Source organism: Mesorhizobium sp. B2-7-2, assembly GCF_006440775.1.
Lineage (GTDB): Bacteria > Pseudomonadota > Alphaproteobacteria > Rhizobiales > Rhizobiaceae > Mesorhizobium.
Genome location: NZ_VFTZ01000002.1, coordinates 245710 through 262763, shown reverse-complemented (window position 1 = coordinate 262763; position 17054 = coordinate 245710). Strand labels below are relative to the sequence as shown.

Sequence of the window (17054 nt, the reverse complement as noted above, 5' to 3'; positions counted from 1 at the left end):
ATGGAACCCCGTTAGGCAGGAGCGCCGCTCACGGTGCAGAATTCTGCTCCGCTGCTTTCTTCGGCTGAGGTCACGGCATGGATTCCAGGGTCTTCGCGACGGAGCTTCGCTCCTGCTCCGCCCTGGAATGACGAAGTTGGGAGGGCTCGGTCAATCGAGCCCTTGGAGCTCACGCCAGCTTCGCCAGCAGCCGCAGGAACGTCGCGGTTTCCTTGGCCGTCAGCGGCGCCAGCGTTTCCTCGGTGATGGCGCGGGCCAGCGGGATCAGCCGCTCGATCGCCTCGCGGCCTTTCGGCGTCAGATTGACCAGCAGCCGCCTTTTGTCGACCTCGTGCTTGGAGACTTCGACAAGGTCTCGCGCCTTCAGCCGGTCGATAACGCCCTTCACGGTTGCGGCGTCCATGGCGATCAGCGTTCCCAACTGGTTCTGCGAGGTTTCGCCGATATCGTGAAGCTTGGCCAAAGCCGCGAATTGCGGCGGCGTCAGGTCGCCGATATGCGAGGCGAAGATCGAGACATGGCGCTGATGCGCCTTGCGCAGGATGAAGCCGACCTGGTCCTGCAGGTGATAGTTGTTCTCGTCGCCGTCCTCGGCCTCGACCAGCCGCAGCAGATTGTCCTCGCCGCTCATCTCAAGCCGTCCCATGCCTTGATATCCTCGGCAGCCAGGCCGCCCATGCGGTTGTGAACGCGCGGACCGCAGGTCATGGCGAGGCAGAACAGGATCTCGTCCGGACGCGGGCCGTCGCTGATGCCGACCTCCATGGCGTCGAAATGGCTGCGCACGTAGGCGGCGTTGATGTGGCCGAGCGGCACATCGAGCCGCGCGCCGAAGGCGCCGACCTTCTTGGCCGACGGCACGATGGCCTTGGCGTCGCCGAGGCGCTCGCGCATGGCATAGCCGCCAGGCACATGCCACAGCGCGCCATGTTCCAGCTCGCCGGCGGAGCCCACGATGGCGCCCTTGCCGTAACCGTCGATCTTCTTCACGTCGCCGCCGAGCGCCGCGATCAGCCTGTCCGAGAGCAGAAGCCCGAGCGGCTTCAGGTCTTCCATCGCGCCCTGCAGGTCCTCGACATAGCGGCCGGCGAAGGGATTCTTGACCACGGCAAGAGCCGCCGCGCGCAGGCGGGGTGCTTTCGCCACGGGTCCGCCGTCGTGAAAAATCTCCTCGGTCAAGACCGCGACCTTGCGGATCGGAAAGTCAGGCATGGGCAGTTTCCTTCGCTTTATGTTTGTTGGGCGCGGCGAGCGTCACCGATCCGCTGATGCGGGCCTCGCCCGCCAGAAACAACGCCGATGCGGCGATCAGGCCGCGCCGGCGAAAATCTTCGGCGACGGCAAGGCCGTTGTCCAGCGCGCGCGCAATTTCGGCGGCGTCAAGCGCGCCGACCCTTTGCGTCACCAGCATCTCGCCGAGGTCGCTGTCCGGCGCCAGCTCGCGCGCCGCGACGCGTGCGATGGCAGGATGTCCAGGAAGATCGACGGCGTTGGCAATCAGCGTTGCTGCCGCGTCGGCCTCCGCGCCGGTCGGCGCCAGCACCGTGACGGCATCGGCTATGCCCAGTGAAAACGACCGGCCGCGCCAGCCGCTGGTGGCGACGCCGCGCACGCCGTCCTCGGCGCGGATGGCGACGCGGTCGGCCATGCCATTCCCGGTGCCGGCGATCGCCACCGTCATTGACTGCCCCATGCCAAGATGAAGAGCGCAGTCGCCGCCATTGTTGACGTAAGCGCGATCGAGCCGGCGACCGGCGAGCATTGCGCTGAGAACTTCGTCGGCTACCGAACCGGCAACGGCGGCCATCGGCGTGATGAAGCATTCCGCCAACGGCATCACGGCAGCCTCCATGCGGCGCGCGGTCGGGCCGGCGAAATCGCGCGGCGCCAGGAAGAAGGCCGGCAAGCGCAATTCGGGCAGTTCCTCGACCACCTCGATCAGGATCGTCTGAAAGCGGGCGACCGCCTGTTCGTAAGCGGCGCGGCATTCATCCGCTTCCCCAAAGGCCTCGACGATCAGATCGATCGGCCCATGGTTGAGATGGAGCCGCCTGCCGTCGGCAAGCCAATGCGCCTGCGGGCCGTTCATCAGCCGGCCCCGTTCGCCGCTGATCGCCGCAACTGCGCCAACGGCGGCCAGGGGTTATCGGCCGGCGCGCCCGTGCCGCGGCGTGGGTTGAGATATTCGCCGCCCTTGGCGAGGATGTCCTCGATGCTGCGGATCTCGTTCTCATAGCCGCCCAACCGGACATAGTCGTCGCGGCGCATGGTGAACTCGATCGGCGCCACCAGTGCCGGCGTCGGCACATAGCCGAAGGCGCCTTCCGGCACGCGGGTGACGTCGACCATCAGCGTGATGCCGCCGCCCGGCCAGACATAGACCGGCGCGCCGCCGACGGTCACATAGGTCTTCAGCCCTTGCACCGAGCGGGTGAGGTTTACCGGGTTTTCGGTGACGCCGGCGCGCAGCGAGCCGCCGGCGCCGCCGATGAACAGCACCGTGCACAAAGCCGGCTCGCAATTGTCCTCGATCAGGCCGACGGACTTTTGCAGCCGCTCGGGAAATGGCTTCTGGACCGGCTTCAGCTGGTCGTCCAGCTCGTAATAGGCGAACTGCTCGCCGGTGGTCGACACCATCAGCAGCGACAGGCCGGGACGCGCGCCCTTCTTGGCGTTCCAGTCGCCGAGGATCGATAGCGGATCGGAGATCGTCGTGCCGCCCCAGCCGAGACCGCGCTCCGACACCTTGAAATAGCGGCCGGGCGTCGAACGGCGGCCGATGATCTTTATCCCGGTATCCTCCCAGCCCAGCACCTTGCCGGCCTGATGCTCGGAGACGACACCGGTGATGTGGTCGTCGACCACCACCACCTCGTCGACCAGACCGCGCCATTGCGTGGCGAACATGCCGATGGTGGCCGAGCCGCAGCCGACGCGCATGCGATGCTCGACCTTGCCGTCGATGACCGGCGCCTTGCCGGCCTCGACGATGACCGTAGCGCCGCCGTCGATGGTGAGCTCGACCGGCTTGCGGTTGCAGAGGTTGAGCAGCGCGTCGCAAGTGGCGCGACCTTCGACCTTGGAGCCGCCGGTCAAATGATGGACACCGCCGAGCGACAGCATCTGCGAGCCGTATTCACCCGTCGTGACATGGCCGATCGCCTCGCCTTGCGCGCGCACCGTCGCCGTCTCGTCGCCGATGTGGCGGTCGGTGTCGATCTTCACCTTGACGCCGCAATAGGAGAAGATGCCCTCGGTGACGACGGTGACGAGATCGACGCCTTCCACCTCCTGGCTGACGATGAAGGGCGCGGGCTTGTAGTCGGGATAGGTGGTGCCGGCGCCGATCGCGGTGACGAAGCGGCGTCCGGTGTTGACCAGCTCGCCGCGCCACGCCTCGCCCTCGGCGACGAAGGGCACGACCGCGCCGCCGGTTTCGGCCGCGTGGTCGAGGATGGTCAGCGGATCCATGCGCACGATGCGGCCGCCGACATTGCCGTAGCGGTCGCAGGCGCCGGTGCGGCCGTCGGCGATGTAGCACATGACCGGACAGGCATCGCAGCGGATCTTTTCCGCCACCTGCTGCTCGCCGGGATCATGGGTTTCGAAACGTTCGGCAAGCTCGCTCATCGGCGCGCCTCCTTCTCGCGGATCGCCGCCAGGATGCGGCTCGGCGTCGCCGGCACCTTGGCGACCAGGACGCCTGTGGCATGGCAAATGGCATTGAGGATCGCCGGCGCGGTCGGGATCAGCACATGCTCGCCCAACCCTTTGGCGCCGAAGGGTCCTTCCGGATCCGGAACCTCGACCAATATATGTTCGATTGGCGGCACGTCGCCGATGGTCGGGATGAGGTAGTCGTGCAGGTTCTCGGTGCGGCCGGGGATATATTCCTCCATCAGCGCCATGCCGATGCCTTGCGCGATGCCGCCCTCGATCTGGCCTTCGACCAGCACCGGGTTGATCGCCTTGCCGACATCATGCGCCGCGGTGATCTTGATCAATTTGACGGTGCCGAGCTTGAGATCGACCTCGAGCTCGGCGATCTGCGCGCCATAGCCATAGACCGCATAGGGCTTGCCCTGGCCCTTGGCGTCGAGCGGCAGCGTCGGCGGGTCGTAGGTCTTTTCCGCGACGAAGACGAAGCCGTCGGCATCGGCCTTCAGCGCCGCAAGATCGATGCGCCGCGCGGCATCGCCTTCGCGGATGGAGATGCTGGCGCCGTCGAGCGCGATCGACGCCTGTTCCGAGACATTGGCAAAGCGCAGGATTTTCTCGCGCAGGGCGCGGCCGGCCTTCTCCGCCGCCTTGCCCGTTACAAAAGTCTGGCGCGAGGCGGATGTCTTGCCAGCGTCGGGCGTGATGGCGGTATCGGCGCTCTTCAGCTTGAAACAGGCCAGCGGCAGGCCGAGCGCGTCGGCACATATCTGGCTGATCACGGTGTTGGAGCCTTGGCCGATGTCAACCGCACCCTGGTGTAGGACGACGTCACCCGCGGCCGAGATGCCAACCTTGATGGTGGACGGATTGGGCAACGAGGTGTTGCCGCAACCATACCAGCAGGAGGCGACGCCGACGCCGCGCTTGCTTGCGGCATGGGTCGCATTGAACGCCTCCGCGTCCGCCAGCGCACGCGCCCAGTGCGGCTTGAGCTGTTCCAGGCATTCGCCGATACCGACACCGGATTCCAGACGCTGGCCGGTGACCGTTTCGTACCCGTTACGAAGGCAGTTCTTCAGCCGGAAATCGAGACGATCCATGCCGAGCTTTGCGGCGAGCTCGTCATAGAGCGTCTCCTGCATGGTGGTGGCTTGCGGCACGCCGAAGCCGCGGAATGCGCCGGCGATCGGGCCATTGGTGTGGATGGCGTAGCCCGTCGCCCGGTAGTTCGGCGTGAAGTAAGGACCGGAGGCATGCACCGGCACGCGATTGGCCACCGTCGGCCCCCAGCTGGCATAGGCGCCGGTGTTGAAATCGCCCTCGAAGACCATGCCGGTGACCCGGCCCTCGGCATCGGCGCCGATGGTCGCCTTCATCTCGGCCGGATGGCGCTTGGTGGTCGACATCATCGATTCGTTGCGCGTGTAGGCAAGTGCTGCCGGCCGGCCGGTGTTCATCGCCACGAGGCCGATGAGAGGCTGCAGCGAGACATCGAGCTTCGAGCCGAAGCCGCCGCCTGTCGCAGTCGGCACGATGCGCACCTTGTCTACGGCAAGGCCCAGCACCTTGGCCGTGTCATCGCGGTCCATATAGGGCGCCTGGGTGCAGGCCACGACGACCAGGGTATCGCCATCCATATAAGCATAGCCGGCTTCCGGCTCGATATAGGCGTGCTCGACGAAGGAGGTCTCGATGGTGCCGGAGACAGTGACCGCTGCGCCGGCGAGCGCGCCATCGGGATCGCCGCGCTCGACATAACCGGAGGTCAGGAGATTCGCCGGGCGGTGCGGGTGGATCAGTGCCGCGCCGTCAGCCTTCGCCTCGCGGGGCTGCAGCATATGCGGCAGCTCGGTCCAGCTGATTGGAAAATCCGTCAGGTCGAGATCGAGGATCGCTTCGCGCTCGCCGGCCACAAGCGCCACGGCCTCGCCGCGCATGCGCGCAAAACCGTCGGCAAGCGCCGGCTGGTCGGCGAAGGGGCCGATGACGCCGAAACAGTTGTGGCCAGGGATATCCGCCGCCGTGAAGACGCCGGCAATGCCGGGGTGCGCTTTTGACCAGGCATCGAGATCGCCGAAGCTGAAGCGGGCATGATAATGCGGCGAGCGCACCACAAGCACCGCCAGTGCGTCGGACGGGAAGGAATCGCCGCCGAATTTTTCGTCGCCGGTAACTTTCGGCACGCCGTCGAGCCGGACCGGCGAGGCACCGACGGCATGGCCGGCTTCCGGCAGGCGAAGATCCACGCTGTTCATGTGCTGCGAGGCCTGCATCACCGCGGCGACGATCTTCCTGTAGCCGGTGCAGCGGCAGAGGACGCCGCCCAGCGCGTCCTGTGTCTCGGCCTCGCTCGGCGTAGGGTTGCGGTCCAGCAGCGCGGTGGCCGCGATCAGCAGGCCGGGCGTGCAGATGCCGCATTGCGCGGCGCCATGTTCCAGGAACGACGCCTGCAGGGCCGAAAGCCGGCCATTGGCGAGGCCTTCGACAGTGGTGACGGAAGCGCCGGATACCGAGGCTGCCGGTATCAGGCAGGCACAGACCGGATTGCCGTCGACCAGCACCGTGCAGGCGCCGCAGTCGCCGGCATCGCAGCCGACCTTGGTGCCGGTCAGCCGCAACTCGTCGCGCAACACCTGCGAGAGACGCCTGACCGGCGGCACCGACACGCTGACGGCGGCGCCGTTGACCTCGAAGGCGATCTCGAAGCGGTCCATACTGGACCGGGCCATGCCAGATTGAGCCATGCCGGATTTGGCAGCGCCGGACTGGGTCATGCTCATGCGGCCACCTTGCCTTCGCCGTGACCGATCGCAGCGCGCACCGCGCGGGCTACGATCTCGCGCGCGGCATCCTGTCGGTATTCCGCGCTGCCGCGCACATCGGCGATCGGCGACAGTTCGTCGATCGGCGCCGACAGCACCGCATCGGCAAGGGCGGAAGTAACTGGCTGCCCGCGCAACGCCGTCTCGACGCCGGCGAGACGGCGGGCGACCGCCGAGCAAGCGCCGACGGCGATCGCCGCATCGGCGACGACGCCATTCTCGACCACGAGCCGCGCCGCGGCCATGGCGATCGAGATGACGAGATAGCGCCGGGCGCCGAGCTTGACGAAGGCGGAGCTGCCGGCAGCGGAACGCTTCGGCACGCGGATGGCGGTGACCATCTCGCCCGGCTGCAGCGCGGTGCGGCGATTGCCGAGGATGAATTCACCGAGGGCCAGATGGCGGACGGCTTTCGCCGAGCGCAATTCGACATCGGCATCGAGGGCCAAAAGCGCCGGCACGCCGTCGGCGGCCGGCGAGGCATGGCAGAGATTGCCGGCCACCGAGGCGACATTCTGGATCTGCACCGAACCGACCTCGCGCGCGGCCGATTTCAACGCATCGAACGCCGCCGGCAGCGGCTGGCGTACGATGTCGGTCCAGGTGGTGCGCGCGCCGATCCGCCAATGCTCGTCCGTTTCGGCGAGGCCGCGTAGTTCGGCGAGAGCGTTGATGTCGAGGACGTTGTCGCGGAAGGGTTTCGCGCCCTGCGCCGGATAGAAATCCGTGCCGCCGGCGAGAATGCGCCAGCGGTCCTCGCCAAGCAAAGCGAGCGCTTCGTCGACCGTGGTGGGTTTTGCGTAACGGATCACGCTCTGCCTTCCAGACAATTGGGCCTTCCCAGAGCTTAGGCCTTCCCCGGGCCTCCCGAAGTGCCGCTTCAGGTCTTGTTGCCGATCTCCGGACCGGTCAAATTCATTCGTATGCAAATGATATCAGGCCGGCCGGAATTGTCAAAGCCGGAGTTGACGCTGCGAAGAGCAGAACGCGATTGTTATGGCGCCGGAGGTTGACGCCGCCGGCCATCTGGTCAAGGTTCCGTGTCCGGTCGCGTCAGCGGCTTTTGGACAGGTGCCCCAAGCCAGACGAGAGGGCCGAAACGAAAGGGACCGCATGGCCGAAGAAGCGCTCATCGTCATCGACCTGCAGAATGATTTTTGCCCCGGCGGCGCGCTGGCGGTTGCCGGCGGCGACGAGATCGTGCCCTTGGTCAACGACCTGATCCGGCGGACCGAGCATGTGATCCTGACACAGGACTGGCACCCCGCCGGACATTCGAGCTTTGCCTCCAGCCATCCCGGCAAGCAGCCTTTTGAAAGCATCGAGATGCCATATGGGCCGCAGACGCTGTGGCCCGATCACTGCATCCAGGGAAGCCTCGGCTCCGATTTCCATTCCGGGCTGGCCTGGACCAAGGCGGAACTGGTGATCCGCAAGGGATTCCGCACGGCGATCGATTCTTATTCCGCCTTCTTCGAGAACGACCATAAGACGCCGACCGGCCTCGGAGGCTATCTGAAGGAACGCGGCATCGACACGATCACCCTCGTCGGCCTCGCCACCGATTTCTGCGTCGCCTTCTCGGCGCTCGACGCGGTCAAGCAGGGTTTCAGGACGACCGTGCGGCTCGACGCCTGCCGCGGCATCGACCTCAACGGCTCGGTCGAGGCGATGCTGAAGCGGATGCACGACGCCGGCGTGGCGCTTGAAGACCATTCGGCGGATTGATCCGCCTGTGGAGAAGAGCCCCTTCGCCCAGATTGCGGGCTCCCCCTTCTCCCCTTGTGGGGTGAGAAGAGGTCCGCGTAGCGGACGAAAAGCCAATTGCTTGGCTTTTCGAACTTCGAACGCCCTGAGCCAGCGAAGGGCCGGGTGGTGTCGCCGAAGGCGACGGATGAGGGGCGCTCCAGGGAAAGCCGACGTCTCACTCCGCTGGAACACCCCTCATCCGTCTCGGCGCTACGCGCCGATCCACCTTCTCCCACAAGGGGAGAAGGGAGAGCGCGGAGCGGCCGGATGAGGGGGCTTTTATCATTCGCCGCGCTCGCCATCGCAACGCTGTTTCCAGCACAAGCTCTCGCCGCCGAAATCCACGGGCTGCCCGGGGCCGCGATGCCGCTGTGGTGGGGATTGCCTTTTGCCGGCCTGCTCTTGTCGATCGCGACCGGACCGCTGCTTTTCCCTCATGCGTGGGAGCATCATTACGGCAAGATCGCCGGTGCATGGGCCATGCTGGCGGTGGTGCCGCTGACGATTGCCTTCGGGCTTCCGTCGGCAGGCGAAGCGGTGCTGCACACGCTGCTTACCGAATATCTGTCCTTCATCATACTCCTGTTCGCGCTCTACACCATCTCGGGCGGCATCCTGCTTGCCGGCAACATCCATGGCACGCCGCTCACCAATGCCGGCCTGCTGCTCATCGGCGCCCTGCTTGCCTCGGTGATCGGCACGACCGGCGCCTCGATGATCCTGATCCGGCCGATGCTGCGCGCCAACGACAACCGGCCGTTCAACGCCCATGTGGTGATCTTCTTTATCTTCCTGGTCTCCAATATCGGCGGCTCGTTGACGCCGCTCGGCGACCCGCCTTTGTTCGTCGGCTTCCTGCGCGGCGTCGATTTCTTCTGGACGACCGCGAATCTGTGGCGAGAGACGCTGGTCACCGGCGGGCTGGTGCTCGTCGTCTTCCTGGCGCTCGATATCGTGCTGCATCGCCGCGAGGGCGGCATGCCGAAGATCAAGGATCCGACGCCGGACACGAGGGTGCGCCTGCGCGGCCTTGCCAACCTGCCGCTGCTTGCCGGCGTGATCGGCGCGATCCTGCTTTCGGCGAGCTGGAAGCCGGGCGTCAGCATCCCGATCCTCGGCGTCGGCCTCGAGCTGCAGAACCTGGTGCGCGACGCCATCATCCTGGCGCTTGCTCTGCTGTCCCTCAAGGTGTCGTACAAGAGCCACCGCGAGGCGAACGGCTTCACCTGGGAGCCAATCGCCGAGGTGGCGAAACTCTTTGCCGGCATCTTCACCTGCATCGTGCCGGTGATCGCAATCCTGCGGGCCGGCCATGACGGCGCGCTGGCGCCGCTGGTGGCCCTGGTCACATCCGCCGACGGCCAGCCGAACAACCTCGCCTATTTCTGGCTGACCGGGGCGTTGTCGTCGTTCCTCGACAATGCGCCGACCTATCTCGTGTTCTTCGAGCTCGCCGGCGGCGATGCGAACCACTTGATGACCGAGGCCGCCTCGACATTGGCCGCGATCTCGGCGGGCGCCGTATTCATGGGCGCCAACACCTATATCGGCAATGCGCCGAACTTCATGGTCTTCGCCATCGCCCGGCATCGCGGCTTCAAGATGCCCGGCTTCTTCGGCTATATGGCGTGGTCGGGTGCGGTGCTGATCCCGACGTTCTTGGTTGCGGGGCTTTTGTTTTTTCGATGAGACGGTGCAGAGCCTTACCTCACCCTTGTGGGCAGGGCAATCGCATATGGGCTTTATCGGCGAAGGCCAGCACAAGGCCGTCATCCTCGGGCTTGTCCCGAGGATCCGCCGTCGCACGCGGGTATAGCGCGTCCAGTTCAGGGACGCCGGTAGATCCTCGGGACAAGCCCGAGGATGACGCCAAGACATGCCGGGTTGTCCGAACTCCCAAAGCCAAATGCGATTGCCCTGCCCACGAGGAGGAGGGTAACGCCTTACCCGACGCCCACATACCTGCGCACCGCTGACGGATCGGCGCGCAACGCCTCGACATCCACCGTCTCGCGGTTGCGGCCGTTCTCGATGAATGCGACGCGGTCGGCCACCGACAGCACCGCATCGACGCGCTGCTCGACCAGGATGGTCGAGACGCCGAGCTCGCGCAGCTTCGCCACCGTCTCGCGGATTTTGGCGATCATCGACGGCATCAGCCCTTCGGTCGGCTCGTCGAGCAGCAGCACCTGCGGCTCGAGGCAGAGCGCGCGGGCCATCGCCAGCATCTGCTGCTCGCCGCCCGAGAGCGTGCCGGAACGCTGCCTCAACCGTTCCCTGAGCAACGGGAAGAGATCGAGCACGCTCTCGCGGGTTTGCTTGCCCTTGCCGCGCGCCATCAGGCCGATCTCGATGTTTTCCGCCACCGTCATCTCGGCGAACAGCCGCCTGCCCTGCGGCACATAAGCGACGCCGGCCTTCGGCACGTCATGCGCGGCGAGCCCGGTCAGCTCCTTGCCGTCCAGCCTGATCGAGCCGGCGGCCGCCGGAACCAGACCCATGATCGCCTTCAGCGTCGTCGTCTTGCCGGCGCCGTTGCGGCCGAACAGGCAAAGCACCTCGCCCTTGTTCAGCGTGAGGTCGAGGCCGTAGAGCACCTGCACCTCGCCGTAGAAGCAATCGAGGCTCGAAATGGTGAGCAATCCGCCATTGATTCTAACGGAGTCAGCCATGGGTCGCTCCAAGATAGGCATCCTGAACTTGCGTGTTGGCGCGGATCTGCTCCGGCGTTCCCTCGGCGAGGATCTTTCCCGAATTGAAGACGGTGATGCGGTCGGCAAGCTGCATGACCACCGGCATGTTGTGCTCGATCAAAAGCACCGTTGCGTCCCTGGCGATCTCGCGCACCAAAGAGATGAAATTGTCGATCTCGCTGTCGGCCAGGCCCTGTGTCGGCTCGTCGAGGATCAGCAGACGCGGCTTCAGCGCCAGGCCCATAGCGACTTCGAGCAGGCGCTGGTGACCATAGGAAAGCTGTCCGGCAAGCGTGCCGGCGCGGTCAGCGAGACCGGTCCGTTCGAGTGCCGCCATCACGCCGCTTCTCACCTGGCCCCTCGTGCGGCCGTCGGTCAACGTGCGCTGCACCGGCAGCGCGACATTGTCGAAGGCCGTGAGATTGGCGAAGACGCTGGTGATCTGGAACGTATAGGCGACGCCGAGGCGAACCCTCTTGTAGGCCGGCATGGCGGTGATGTCGGCGCCGTCGAAGACGACCATGCCCGAGGATGGCCGGATGCGGCCTGAGAGCAGGCTGACGAAGGTGGTCTTGCCGGCGCCGTTGGGGCCGATGATGGCGCGGATCTCGCCCGGCATCAGCGCGAAGTCGACGCCGTCGACCGCGCGCAGGCCGCCGAAATGACGCGACAGGCCCTTGGTGGTAAGCAGCGGCATCATGGCAGCCACCGCAGCCAGCGCTCGCGGATGCTGCCCAATATGCCTTTCGGGAAGAACAGCACCAACAGGATCAGCGCCACGCCGACGATCAGAAGATAGGCGGAGGTGAAGCCGCTGGTGATATCGGTGACATAGTACATGAACAGCGTGCCGATGAGCGGCCCAAGCGTGGTCGCGGCACCCCCGAGCAGCACCCAGAGCAGCGGCAGGATCGAATATTGCACGGAAGCGAAGCTCGAGCCGACATAGCCGAACAGCAGCGCATAGGCCGCGCCCGAGGCTGCGCAGATGGCCCCGGAGGCGACGACCGCGGCGAGCTTGTTGGCGAGCGTGTCGTAGCCGAGCATCTTGGTGCGCTCCTCATTCTCGCGGATAGCCACCAGCACGCGGCCGAAGCGGGAGCGGACGACGGCTAAGGTGACGAGCAGAATGATCGAGAAAAGCGCCAGCGCGCTCATGTAGCGCACGGTCGGATCGGTCAGGTCGAAGGGGGCGCCGCCGATCGCGATCACCCGCGACGCCTGCTGGATGACCAAGCCCTGGTCGCCGCCGGTCCAGGCGGCGAAATAGAGGATGAGCAGATAGAAGACCTGGGCGAACATCATGGTAACGATCATGAAGGCAACGCCGGAGGTGCGCAGCGCCAGCAGGCCGATGACCAGGGCGAGCAGCGCGCCACAGGCAACACCGGCGACAAAAGCGGCCGGCACGCCCCAGCCGAGATGATAGACGGCCAAGCCGGCGCCGTAGAGGCCGGCCGAGAAGAACATCGCGTGGCCGAGGCTGAGCAGGCCGACATAGCCGAAGAGCAGATTGTAGCCCATGGCGAAGACGGCCAGCGCCATGATGCGGGCGAACAGGCCCTGGTGATAGTCCGGCAAGACGAAGTTCAGCGCGAACAGCAGCGCGATGACGCCGACATGCAGCGCATAGGTCTTTGCCGGCGAAGCATCCCTCATCGCGGCGTGGTCCCGAACAGACCTTGCGGCCGGAACACCAGCACCATGGCGACGACCAGCGTGGCGATGATCTTGGCCAGGGTCGGCGAGAAGAACATCGAAATGATGCCGTCGGAAAGGCCGATCAGGATGGCGGCCACCACCGTGCCGCGCAGCGACCCCAGGCCGCCGATGATGACGACGATGAAGGAGAGCAGCAACGGGTCCTGCCCCATCAGGTAGTGCGCCTGGCTGATCGGCACGATCAGCACCGCGGCGATAGCCGCCAGCATGGCGCCGACGGCGAAGACGCCGGCATAGACGCGCTCGACCGGGATGCCGAAGGCCTGCGCCGTCTCGCGGTCATATTGGGTTGCCCGCATGATCAGGCCGATCTTCGTTCGCGTCAGCACCAGCCAGGTGATCACCAGCAGAATGGCGGAGGCGGCGACCACCGAGAGCTTGTAGCCGGAATAGCCGAACCAAGGCAGGAGAATGCGGTAGCTGAAAGGCGGCTCCACAGGGCGCGCCTCGGGACCGTAGAAGGTCAGCGCCAGTTGCTGGATGATGTAGAGCATGCCGATGGTGGCGACGATGGTGGCTTCGGGATTGTAGTGGAGCCGGCGCAGCACCAGGCGTTCGGCAACCAGCGCGACCAGCCCGACCAGCAAGGGCGCGATCACCAGCGCGGCGAGGAAACCGATCGCGGGGTGGCCGGAAATCGCCGTCGAGACCGCCCAGGCGAGCACCGCGCCCAGCATGAAGAACTCGCCATGCGCGACATTGACGACGCGCATGACGCCGAACACCAACGACAGGCCAAGCGCCGTCAGCGCCAGCACGGCGGAGGTGACGAGGCCTTCGAGCGCGGCGAGGAGGAGATGGGGTCCGAAGTGCATGGATTATTTGCCAACGGATGCGCGAGGCACCCCCCTCTGCCCTGCCCGTCCTCCGCCGCAGCTGCGCTGCCGCTTCGGAGGGTAAACCGGGCATCTCCCCCTCAGGGCAGGGCAATCTCCTGTGGCTTTGGGAGTTTGGACAACCCGGCATGTCTTGGCGTCATCCTCGGGCTTGTCCCGAGGATCTACCGGCCCCTGAACTGGTCGCGCTATATCCGCGTGCGACGGCGGATCCTCGGGACAAGCCCGAGGATGACGGCCTTGTGCTGGCCTTCGCCGATAAACCCCATATGCGATTGCCCTACCCCTCAGAGGGGGAGATTGGATGTCGCGAATGCCTTCGCCAATCACCAGCGTCGGCGAGTATGTGCCTTCGCACGAACTGCTGATCTCCCCCCTTGAGGGGAAGATGGCCGGTCCACCCTCCGCAGCTGCAGCGCAGCTGCTGCGGAGGACGGGCAGGACAGAGAGGGGGGCCTGGGCGCTCACGCTGGTTGGAACGAACCTAAAGCGCCTGCGTCGTGTAATCCCCTTCCGGCTCGTAGAGGCCGTCCTCGATCTTGGTCTTGTGCACGACCTTGAGCTTGCCGCCTTCGACCTTGGAGATGTTCTGGATGCCGAAGCACTGGTGGATCTTGCCGTTGAAGGTCTTTGGCCCTTGCGGATGCTCCGGTCCTTCGGCGAATTCCTTCAGCGCCTCGGTCGCCTCGACCAGCTTGGCGCGGTCCTCCGGTCCCTTGTAGCCGGCGTCCTCCATCGCCTTCTTGACGACATAGAGCGTTTCCCAGCAGCCGAACATATGGGCGGCGGTGGAGACGTCCTTGGGGTCGCCGACGGCGGCGCCGTTGTCGTCGATGCCGACCGCGGCGCGATAGGCTTTCTGCGCCGCCGAGTCATCGGGCTGCGCGTAGCGCGGCGAGCCTTCCCAGAAATGGCTGCCGTCGAGGAATTCGAGGCCGGGGCTGTTGATGTCGACGGCCTCGAGCGAATCGATGAAGCCGAAGAGCTGCGGCCGTTGCGAACCATAGAACTCGCCGAGCTCCTTGACGAAGGTAAGCACAGCCGGGCCGACCATGACGTGGTAGATCACATCGGTCTCGGCCGGGATCTGCGGGAAGTACTTTGTGAAGGAGCTCTCCGTCGGCGGGATGGCGATCTGAGCGATCACGTCGGCGCCCTGCGCCTTCAGCGCCGGCGGCAGGTAGTCGCGATGGTCGTAGCCGAAGGCGAAGTCGGGGAAGATCTGCGTCACCTTCTTGCCGGCGTTCGCCGCGATCCACGGCGCCATCGACTGGATCTGGCTCTTCACGTCGGTGATGCCGGGCTGGAAGACGTAGCGGTTGAGCTTGGTGGAGGCGACGTGATGACCTTCGCTGACCACGAAATAGGGGATCTTGTTCTCGCCGGCGGCCGGCGCCGAGCCGATCACGACATGCGAGAACAGCGTGCCGAAGACGATGTCGGTCTTGTGCTGCTTGGCGAATTTGTTGACCACCTCGGCGCCGCGCGCTGGATCGGTGCCGTCGTCCTCGATGACCAGCTCGACCTTGCGGCCGCCGATGCCGCCGGCGTCGTTGATCGCCTTGACGGCGGCGCCGCTCGTCTTCTCGTACCAGCGACCATAGGCGGCGCCGATCCCGGTGCGGTGCAACTGAAAGCCTATTCTGATCGGCGCCGAGCTCTGCGCCTGGCTGTAACGGACGAAGCCCGGCGCCAGCGCCAGGCCGGCCCCGGCGGCGATACCCTTCAGCGCGGTGCGGCGCGACAGCGTCGTCTTGGAGAGGTCGAAATATCCGTTCTTGTCAGCCATGTCGGTTCCCCTGTTTTTCAGTCTTGACCAGCGATAAGGCGGCTAAGCCATCCCCTTCCTAGAGCATGATGCCGAAAAGTGTGAAGCGGTTTTCGGACGACATCATGCTCTATCTCTTTGATTTGGAGCCGGATTCAGATTTCAGGTCGAACAGACCTGAAATCATCCGGCTCCAGGGATGGGAAAATTGCATGTATACAAACTAAATCACCAAAGCCGCGACGTGGCAAGCTAGCTTCCCTCGCGTCATGACGGCGGCCCTTGTCTCATCCCGCCGTCGGCGTGGCAAGCAGCCAGAGGCCGAAGATCGTGTAGGCGATCATCAGCAGCGTGAGCGGAAGCTGGCTGAGCGCCGCGCGCGAAGGCTGAGGGTGGAGACGCCAGGCAAGGCCATGCGCGACGAGGACCGCCAGCACATGGCCGGCGATGATGCCGCCGGCCTGCAGGTTCCACAGCCACCAGGCGGACTCGGCGCCGGCGACAACGCCGGCCTCGACCATTCTATTGGCCGTGCCGAACAGGTTCCAGCCGAGCGCGAAGGGATCGGAGAGCGCGACCAGCGCATACTGACCGTCGACCAGGAGCACGGTGAGGTAATGCGCAATGTGATAGGCGAGCGCGATCGGCACGATGGACCAGACCAGGAGGCCGGCGGCTTTTGCGAACGACCGCGCATCGCCGGCGAGGCGCTGTCCGAGAAAGACGGCCAACGCGAACACCGCTGCCAGCAGGACGAAAGTCAGGACGAGGCCGAAGCTGCCGATGCCGACCAGGGCGGTGCGGCCTGGATATTCCAGCGGGTTGACGCCGAACAGACCGAGCCAGAGGAAGGTCTTCGACAGCCCATCGAACGACACCGAGGACAAGGCCAAGAGGAGAAAGGCTGTGCCGCTTGGCGGCAGCGGCGCGGCCGCCAGCAGCTTGGCGCCGGGCCAGCAGAGCGAGAGTCGGCCATCGAGGCGCTCGACGGGCGCGAAGCCGGCAACCATGGTGAAGAAGACAGTGAGGAATTCGCCGCGCTTGCTCCAGGCGTCGTAGCCGACGATGAGCATCGCGACGAGGCTGGCCAGCCAATAGGTGCCGGCGGCAAAAGCCAGGCGGGCCGGATCGTCGGGCGCCGGATCGATCAGCTCGAACCAGGCGAAGGCGAAGAACAGCGCGAAGGCCGGCCAGTAGCCGAGCCACGACGGCAGGCGCGATGGCTGGGCTTCGCCGGCCTGAAAGCCGAAGACGCGCGAGGCGACGCGCCAAGGGCCGTACCATGGGTTGAGCCACGACCACAGGTCGCCGAGCACGCCTTGCAGCAGGGTGAAGCCGGCCCAGAGCAGCGTCCAGATCACGAGTGGGAGAGGGTTGGAAAGCGGGTCGCGGCTGCCGACGAGGCCAGCGGCGATGAGAAGCGCAAAGCCGGCAAATGAAATCAGGCTGACGACAATGCGGGGGGTGTCGCTGAAGGTGAACAGAGGCAGGCGCCGGCGCCAGAAGCGGTCGAGGGCGGCAGGTGGAAGCAGCGCCAGGACGAGGAAGCTGACGGCCACGGCAAAAGCGCCACCTGCGATGTAGTAGCCGGTCGGGAGAAGCAGGACGTGGCCGCGGTCGGAGGCATGGGCGAAGGCGGGCGTGGGGAGAGCAGCTAGGGCAGCGGCTAGGAAAGCCAACCTGGAAAGCTGGCACTCTACGGCGCCCCCCTCTGCCCTGCCGGGCATCTCCCCCTCTTGGGGGGAGATTGGCGGTTCAAGCGCCGGCTCTCCTCCTGCAACGTCGAAGATTGGCGCAAGCGGGG

General features: G+C 65.7%; 14 protein-coding genes. 2 read left to right on the top strand and 12 right to left on the bottom strand.

The window, feature by feature from the left end; genetic code table 11:
• Positions 1-169: 169 nt before the first annotated feature.
• Genes FJ425_RS04095 through FJ425_RS04070 form a run of 6 tightly spaced genes read right to left on the bottom strand, consistent with a single transcriptional unit; the run spans position 170 to position 7294 of the window.
• Positions 170-631, bottom strand: a complete 462-nt coding sequence (locus tag FJ425_RS04095; RefSeq protein WP_140688106.1) for a MarR family transcriptional regulator — start codon at positions 629-631, stop codon at positions 170-172.
• On the bottom strand, positions 628-1212 hold the full coding sequence (locus tag FJ425_RS04090) for an amino acid synthesis family protein (protein WP_140721955.1): 585 nt from the start codon (positions 1210-1212) through the stop codon (positions 628-630). Before FJ425_RS04090 ends, FJ425_RS04095 begins: the two co-directional genes overlap by 4 nt.
• Complete coding sequence (locus FJ425_RS04085) at positions 1205-2089, bottom strand: UPF0280 family protein (protein WP_140721952.1); 885 nt, start codon at positions 2087-2089, stop codon at positions 1205-1207. The genes FJ425_RS04090 and FJ425_RS04085 overlap by 8 nt, the downstream gene beginning before the upstream one ends.
• Positions 2089-3630, bottom strand: a complete 1542-nt coding sequence (locus FJ425_RS04080; protein ID WP_140721949.1) for a 6-hydroxynicotinate reductase — start codon at positions 3628-3630, stop codon at positions 2089-2091. The genes FJ425_RS04085 and FJ425_RS04080 overlap by 1 nt, the downstream gene beginning before the upstream one ends.
• Positions 3627-6404 (bottom strand): molybdopterin-dependent oxidoreductase, encoded by a 2778-nt coding sequence (locus tag FJ425_RS04075; RefSeq protein ID WP_181175800.1) that lies wholly within the window; start codon positions 6402-6404, stop codon positions 3627-3629. Before FJ425_RS04075 ends, FJ425_RS04080 begins: the two co-directional genes overlap by 4 nt.
• A 32-nt stretch (positions 6405-6436) precedes the next feature.
• The gene (locus tag FJ425_RS04070; protein ID WP_140721943.1) at positions 6437-7294 is read right to left on the bottom strand and encodes a xanthine dehydrogenase family protein subunit M; all 858 of its coding nucleotides are present in this window, start codon (positions 7292-7294) and stop codon (positions 6437-6439) included.
• 301 nt (positions 7295-7595) lie between these two features.
• On the opposite strand from FJ425_RS04070, the gene pncA reads away from it, so the two are divergent.
• Positions 7596-8210: a bifunctional nicotinamidase/pyrazinamidase gene (pncA, locus tag FJ425_RS04065; protein WP_140721940.1), complete on the top strand. Its 615-nt coding sequence runs from the start codon at positions 7596-7598 to the stop codon at positions 8208-8210.
• A 288-nt stretch (positions 8211-8498) separates the two neighbouring features.
• Entirely contained in the window at positions 8499-9920 is a 1422-nt protein-coding gene (locus FJ425_RS04060; protein ID WP_140721937.1) for a sodium:proton antiporter, read from the top strand.
• Between the two features lie 254 nt (positions 9921-10174).
• Here the strand turns inward: FJ425_RS04060 and FJ425_RS04055 are convergent, their stop codons facing one another.
• The 6 genes from FJ425_RS04055 to FJ425_RS04030 all read right to left on the bottom strand — a co-directional run bounded on the left by FJ425_RS04055 (position 10175) and on the right by FJ425_RS04030 (position 16977).
• Positions 10175-10903: an ABC transporter ATP-binding protein gene (locus tag FJ425_RS04055; RefSeq protein ID WP_140721934.1), complete on the bottom strand. Its 729-nt coding sequence runs from the start codon at positions 10901-10903 to the stop codon at positions 10175-10177.
• Positions 10896-11624, bottom strand: coding sequence for an ABC transporter ATP-binding protein (locus FJ425_RS04050; protein WP_140721931.1), 729 nt, complete (start codon positions 11622-11624; stop codon positions 10896-10898). Before FJ425_RS04050 ends, FJ425_RS04055 begins: the two co-directional genes overlap by 8 nt.
• Positions 11621-12583 carry a branched-chain amino acid ABC transporter permease gene (locus tag FJ425_RS04045; protein ID WP_140721928.1) on the bottom strand — a complete coding sequence of 321 codons (963 nt, stop codon included), beginning with the start codon at positions 12581-12583 and terminating at the stop codon, positions 11621-11623. The genes FJ425_RS04050 and FJ425_RS04045 overlap by 4 nt, the downstream gene beginning before the upstream one ends.
• Positions 12580-13461 carry a branched-chain amino acid ABC transporter permease gene (locus FJ425_RS04040; RefSeq protein WP_140628376.1) on the bottom strand — a complete coding sequence of 294 codons (882 nt, stop codon included), beginning with the start codon at positions 13459-13461 and terminating at the stop codon, positions 12580-12582. Before FJ425_RS04040 ends, FJ425_RS04045 begins: the two co-directional genes overlap by 4 nt.
• 505 nt (positions 13462-13966) lie before the next feature.
• A complete protein-coding gene (locus FJ425_RS04035) occupies positions 13967-15271 on the bottom strand; it encodes an ABC transporter substrate-binding protein (RefSeq protein WP_140721925.1) in 1305 nt (434 codons plus the stop codon).
• A gap of 266 nt (positions 15272-15537) precedes the next feature.
• Positions 15538-16977: a hypothetical protein gene (locus FJ425_RS04030; RefSeq protein ID WP_140721921.1), complete on the bottom strand. Its 1440-nt coding sequence runs from the start codon at positions 16975-16977 to the stop codon at positions 15538-15540.
• Positions 16978-17054: the final 77 nt, after the last annotated feature.

Coding starts and splice junctions, on each gene's coding strand:
- FJ425_RS04095 (WP_140688106.1), bottom strand. CDS start 631: ATGAGCGGCGAGGACAATCTGCTGCGGCTGGTCGAGGCCGAGGACGGC.
- FJ425_RS04090 (WP_140721955.1), bottom strand. CDS start 1,212: ATGCCTGACTTTCCGATCCGCAAGGTCGCGGTCTTGACCGAGGAGATT.
- FJ425_RS04085 (WP_140721952.1), bottom strand. CDS start 2,089: ATGAACGGCCCGCAGGCGCATTGGCTTGCCGACGGCAGGCGGCTCCAT.
- FJ425_RS04080 (WP_140721949.1), bottom strand. CDS start 3,630: ATGAGCGAGCTTGCCGAACGTTTCGAAACCCATGATCCCGGCGAGCAG.
- FJ425_RS04075 (WP_181175800.1), bottom strand. CDS start 6,404: ATGGCTCAATCTGGCATGGCCCGGTCCAGTATGGACCGCTTCGAGATC.
- pncA (WP_140721940.1), top strand. CDS start 7,596: ATGGCCGAAGAAGCGCTCATCGTCATCGACCTGCAGAATGATTTTTGC.
- FJ425_RS04060 (WP_140721937.1), top strand. CDS start 8,499: ATGAGGGGGCTTTTATCATTCGCCGCGCTCGCCATCGCAACGCTGTTT.
- FJ425_RS04055 (WP_140721934.1), bottom strand. CDS start 10,903: ATGGCTGACTCCGTTAGAATCAATGGCGGATTGCTCACCATTTCGAGC.
- FJ425_RS04050 (WP_140721931.1), bottom strand. CDS start 11,624: ATGATGCCGCTGCTTACCACCAAGGGCCTGTCGCGTCATTTCGGCGGC.
- FJ425_RS04045 (WP_140721928.1), bottom strand. CDS start 12,583: ATGAGGGATGCTTCGCCGGCAAAGACCTATGCGCTGCATGTCGGCGTC.
- FJ425_RS04040 (WP_140628376.1), bottom strand. CDS start 13,461: ATGCACTTCGGACCCCATCTCCTCCTCGCCGCGCTCGAAGGCCTCGTC.
- FJ425_RS04035 (WP_140721925.1), bottom strand. CDS start 15,271: ATGGCTGACAAGAACGGATATTTCGACCTCTCCAAGACGACGCTGTCG.
- FJ425_RS04030 (WP_140721921.1), bottom strand. CDS start 16,977: ATGCCCGGCAGGGCAGAGGGGGGCGCCGTAGAGTGCCAGCTTTCCAGG.